Raw genomic sequence first — 4,869 nt, forward strand, 5'->3', positions numbered from 1 at the left:
GGCATCCTGCTCCAGTTGCAGGCGCGCTCCGGTAATGCGCGCCTCCGCGCCGCGCCGCGCGTCAAAGGGCACTACAAGCTCGAAGGGCACGGCATGCCCGCCCAGCGGCATGTTGCCGCGCGCCCGGGCCGTACCGCGGGCCTCCGTGGGCAGCAGCCCGGCCATGCCCGAAGGCATGCTGTCCGGCAGCGCATGAAAAACGGTCGCCTCCAGACCCAGCGAGCCGGTGACGCCCGGTGCCGCGTCATACGTGCAGGACATGCGCAACATGCCCGCCCTGCTCCCGGCCCCCCGACCTGCGCCACTGCCCTGCCCTGTCGCGCGTTCCTGGTTGGCGGAATCTGCCTGACCGGCTCCCTCGCGGGAGGGCACCACGTCCAGCGCCCCCTGAAACAGGTCGCGCAGCGCCTTCCAGCCGCCGCCGGGCGTGGTGAACGACACGTCAATATCTCGCACCGTGGCGGGCCGCGCCTGCGGCCCGGCGCGCCACTCCAGGCTGCCGTGACGCAACGCCGCCTCTGCCAGACGGCCCTTGTTTGACACCAGGGCGACATCCAGTCCCCGGACGTGCAACTGCGCACCGCTGGCAGTATTCCGCCATTGCAGGTCGGCATCGTCGATGCGCAACGCGGCGGTGCCGGTCAGCACCACCTGCGGCGTGAACCAGGATATGCCCGATGATGGGGGCGGAGATTCGATGCGTGGTTCGCCCTTCACGGCTGGGGACGCCGGAGCGGCCTCCACGGGCCTGTCGGGGTGGGCTGATGAGCCGGGAGCACCGGATGCACCAGAGGCACCAGAGGCACCGGATGCGCCAGTCGTTGCAACGGAAGCAGGAGAAGCCGGAAAGGCAGGAGAAGCGGCGGCACCAACGGATGAAGATGGCGCGGGTGACGGTGCGGCAGGCCCCCCGCCCAGACGTTCAAGCAGCACATCCCAGCCGGTGCGGCCTTCGCCATCGGCCAGCAGCACCAGTTGGGGGCGGGTCACTTCCACCCCGCGCACCTCCACCCGACCGGAAAACAGCGGTGCAAGGCGCAGGTTGAACCGCGCCTCCGCCACCCGCAGCAACGGCTCCTGCCCGGCAAAAGGGGTGGCCTGGTCCATGACCACGTCGCGTGCCACCACCGTGGGGTCGGGGTCGAAAACCACCCGCACGCCGCCCTGCACCCGGCTTGCATGCCCGGTGAGCGCGGAGAGCGATTCGCCCAACTGACGTGCCGCCGCATCGGAATCGACCAGACGGCGCAAGGCCGCATAGCCGCCGCCAACGGAAAGCAGCACAAGGCACAGGATGATCGGCAGGGGACGCAAACGCATGGGGGTTCCGGTTCGACGAAGTGAAGCACGCTCGACGCGGCCCGCGCCCCGCCTTCCTTCTCGGGCGGCGCGGGCAAGTGCGGCGTGTCATGCTATACCGAACCACCCGCGAAAACACCACCCCCGGCGGATGAGAACGGTGTAGCCCCCAGCATGGCGGCAAGATCCTCCGCCGAAACCGGCGGCGCGTACAGAAAGCCCTGGGCATACCGGCAGCCCAGTGAAGCCAGGATTTCCGCCTGGGTGGGCGTTTCCACCCCTTCGGCCACGATCTCCAGCCCCAGATGCAGCCCCAGCGAAACGATGGAACGCACGATGGCCTGCCCGTCGCGGTCGTGCTCCAGCCCGGCCACGAAGCTGCGGTCGATCTTGATGGAATCCACAGGCAGCCGCTTCAGGTACCCCAGCGAGGAATATCCGGTGCCGAAGTCGTCCAGGCACAGCCGGATGCCGAGGTCGCGCAGTTGGGCCATGACCGTGATGGCCTGGCTTCCGTGGCGCATCAGCACGCTTTCGGTCACCTCGAAGCGCAGCGAGCGCGGGTCGGTGCTGGTGCGTTCCAGCAGCATCTCCACGGCGTGGGGCAGGCCCGGCTGCATGAACTGGCGGCCGGAAATGTTCACGTGCACCACGCCCGGCGGCGGCAGACCGGCGTCGTTCCAGCGGCGCAACTGCACGCACACCTCTTCCAGCGCGAAGGCCCCGATGGAAGTGATCAGCCCTGTGTCCTCGGCCACGGGCACGAACTCGGCGGGCGAAATGTCACCCCCCTCGGCGCGCGTCCAGCGCAGCAGCGCCTCCACCCCGTGCAGCCCGCCGTCCTCCAGCGCCACCACGGGCTGGTAGTGCAGGCGCATCTCCTGCCGCTCCACGGCGCGGCGCAGGTCGGTCTCTATGGTCAGAAGGCGCAGCGCCTCTTCGCGCATGCGCTTGTTGAACACCTTGAAACGCGACTGGCCCTGTTCCTTGGCGCGGTACATGGCGGTGTCCGCGTCGCGCACCAGTTCTTCCGGCGTGGCGTACTGGTCGGTGCGCAGCACGATGCCGATGCTGGCCGTGGTGAAGACCTCGTGCGGGCCGATGCGCACCGGCTCCGCCAGGTGTGCCCTAATGCGCCGGGCCACACGCACCGCCGTGCCGCGAGTGGGGGTTTCCTCCAGCAGCACGCCGAACTCGTCGCCGCCGAAGCGGGCCACGGTATCCACGTCGCGCACGCATTCGCGCAGCTTGCCTGCCACCACCTTCAGCAGGGCGTCGCCCACGTCGTGGCCCAGGCTGTCGTTGATGACCTTGAACCGGTCAAGGTCCAGGTACAGCATGGCAAAGGTGTAGTTGCGGCGGCGGGCGGCGCGTTTCAGGGCCATTTGCAGCCGATCGTGGAACAGCACGCGGTTGGGAAGCCCGGTGAGTGGGTCGTGAAAGGCCTGATGCTCCAGCCGCTCGCGGCTTTCGTGGCCCATGGTGACGTCTTCGAGAAAGCCTTCGTAATACATGGTGGCCCCGTCGGCCCCAGGCACGCGCCGGGCATTGACCGACAGCCAGATGAGTTCGCCGCCCTTGCGCCGCCCCCGGAACTCGAAGCCATTGACCTGACCGTGTTCCTCCATGCGGGCCACGAATTCCTCGCGCCGGGCCGAATCCACGTAAATCCCCTCGCCGATGGAGTCCACGCCCTCCAGCAGGTCCTGCACCCCTTCATACCCCAGGATGCGGGCCATGGCCGGGTTGGCGCTTAGAAAGCGCCCTTCCGGCGTACTCTGGAAGATGCCTTCCAGGGCGTGTTCGAAAATGCCGCGGAAGCGGGCCTCCGCCCGGCGCAAGGCCTGTTCCACGGTGCGGCGCTCGGCGTTTTCCAGCATCAGCTGGGCATTGGCGCGGCTCAGTTCGCGGGTGCGTTCGCGCACCTTGCGTTCCAGCATGCCGTGGGCGCGGTGCAGGGCGTTCTGGGCGCGGCGACGCTCGGTCACGTCGCGCACCAGGCAGATGCCGTAGGTGGTGCCCATCACCTGCCGCCGCACCAGCGAAAGCTCCACCCAGCAGGGGGTGCCGTCGCGCCGTACGGCGGCCACCTCGCCCGAGCGCAGGGCCGTTCCCGTATCCGAGGGGCATGGCGCGCCCGGAGGCAGGCCCGGGTCTGGTCCGGTGACGGGGTCTGCGGCGTATCCCGCTGACGGGCCGGGCAATGTGCAGGACACGCCGTGCATGGGCTGGCCGGGCACGTCGGCCCCGTCCAGGAAGGCCAGCAGCGCCGCATTGTCCTGCACCACGGCCTCGGGCACGATGTCCTCGCCGTCTTCCGTCTCGAAGGCGAATTCGTGGATGCCGTCCCCCGGCACCGGCATGTCGGGCGCCACGAAGCCGAACACCTCGCGCACCGGCCTGCCGTCCGGGTCGGCGTCCAGGCCGAACATCTCGCACAGGGCCGCGTTGCTGCGCAGCACCCTGCCCTGCGGATCGGTGACCAGCAGCCCGTCGGCCATGCCCGCCACGATGGTGGAAAGCTGTTCCAGCGCGCCGCCCAGTTCCGCCGTGGCCTGGCGCACCGAATCCTCCAGCCCCTCCACCAGTCCTGCCAGATCGCGGGACATGGTGCCCATGGCGCGGGAAAGGTCGCCGATCTCGTCGTCGGCCTTCAGGGCGGGCAGATCCGGCGGGGCCGAAAAGTCGTGAGCGGCTACCCGGCGGGCCTGGTCGGTCAGACGCATGAGCGGCCGCGAGATGGAATGCAGCAGCATCCATGCACCCACGGCACACGCGGCGAAAAAGGCCAGCCCCAGCCCCTGCTGGCGCAGGATGGCGCCGTCGATGTACTCGCTGATGCGCCCCCGGTCCATGCCGATGTGCACAAAGCCGCCCACGCCGGAAAAGACCGGCATGGTCACGTGCATCACTTCACGTTCGCCCCCGTGCCCGCCGTCCCCCGCCGTGCCGCCCTGGGACTGGGACAGGGGCAGCCGGTCGCGCAGCACGGTGACCTCGTTCATGCGCGCGCCCGCCAGCGAGGCCACCAGTTCGCGCACCGGGTCCGGCACCACGGGCACAAAGGTGTGGGCCACGGTTTCTCCCCGCCCATCCACCACCAGCACGTAGGACACACCGTCAATACCCAGAAACTGGTCGATGCGCGACTGCACGGTGGTCACGTCGCGCCCTATCAGGCTTTCCAGGTCCGCCCCGGCAATGGCGCGGGCAATGGCCAGCGCCTTGCTTTCGTATTCGCGGGTCAGCAGGGTGTGCAGGGTCCAGCCGGAATAGATGGACGTGACGGCGGCGTACACCCCGAACAGCACGATGAGCCCCCGCAGGGTGCGCCCGAACAGGCGCGAACGCCTCATCGCCGCCACTCCGAAAAGTCGTTCAGGTCCACCGGCACGCCGTTGCGCACGGTGGTGAAGCGCACCAACCCCAGCCCCTGTTGGGTGGGGGTGTATCGGTACGGCAGGCCGACGCCCAGGTCGTGGCCGTCAAGCCCGGCCAGCGCCGCGTGCAGCCCGGCGGGCGACGGGTAAGGCCCCATGCGTTCCAGCGCCCGCACCAGCAGCCGCGCGG

At 69.3% G+C, this 4,869-nt stretch carries 2 protein-coding genes and 1 pseudogene; all 3 read right to left on the reverse strand.

Annotated elements, in window-relative coordinates; genetic code table 11:
* Window positions 1-1,320: AsmA family protein (locus FVW20_RS07620; protein WP_504739149.1), on the reverse strand; the 1,320-nt coding region annotated here is incomplete at its 3' end.
* 92 nt (window positions 1,321-1,412) lie between these two features.
* On the reverse strand, window positions 1,413-4,655 hold the full coding sequence (locus FVW20_RS07625) for an EAL domain-containing protein (protein ID WP_196608957.1): 3,243 nt from the start codon (window positions 4,653-4,655) through the stop codon (window positions 1,413-1,415).
* A pseudogene (locus FVW20_RS07630) lies at window positions 4,652-4,869 on the reverse strand (ABC transporter substrate-binding protein); the annotation flags it as partial. The pseudogene FVW20_RS07630 and the gene FVW20_RS07625, both read right to left, overlap by 4 nt.

The organism is Nitratidesulfovibrio oxamicus (assembly GCF_015731765.1).
Lineage (GTDB): Bacteria > Desulfobacterota > Desulfovibrionia > Desulfovibrionales > Desulfovibrionaceae > Cupidesulfovibrio > Cupidesulfovibrio oxamicus.

What these genes read in the sequence shown, in the direction of transcription:
- FVW20_RS07625 (WP_196608957.1), bottom strand. Translation starts at nt 4,655, where the DNA reads ATGAGGCGTTCGCGCCTGTTCGGGCGCACCCTGCGGGGGCTCATCGTG.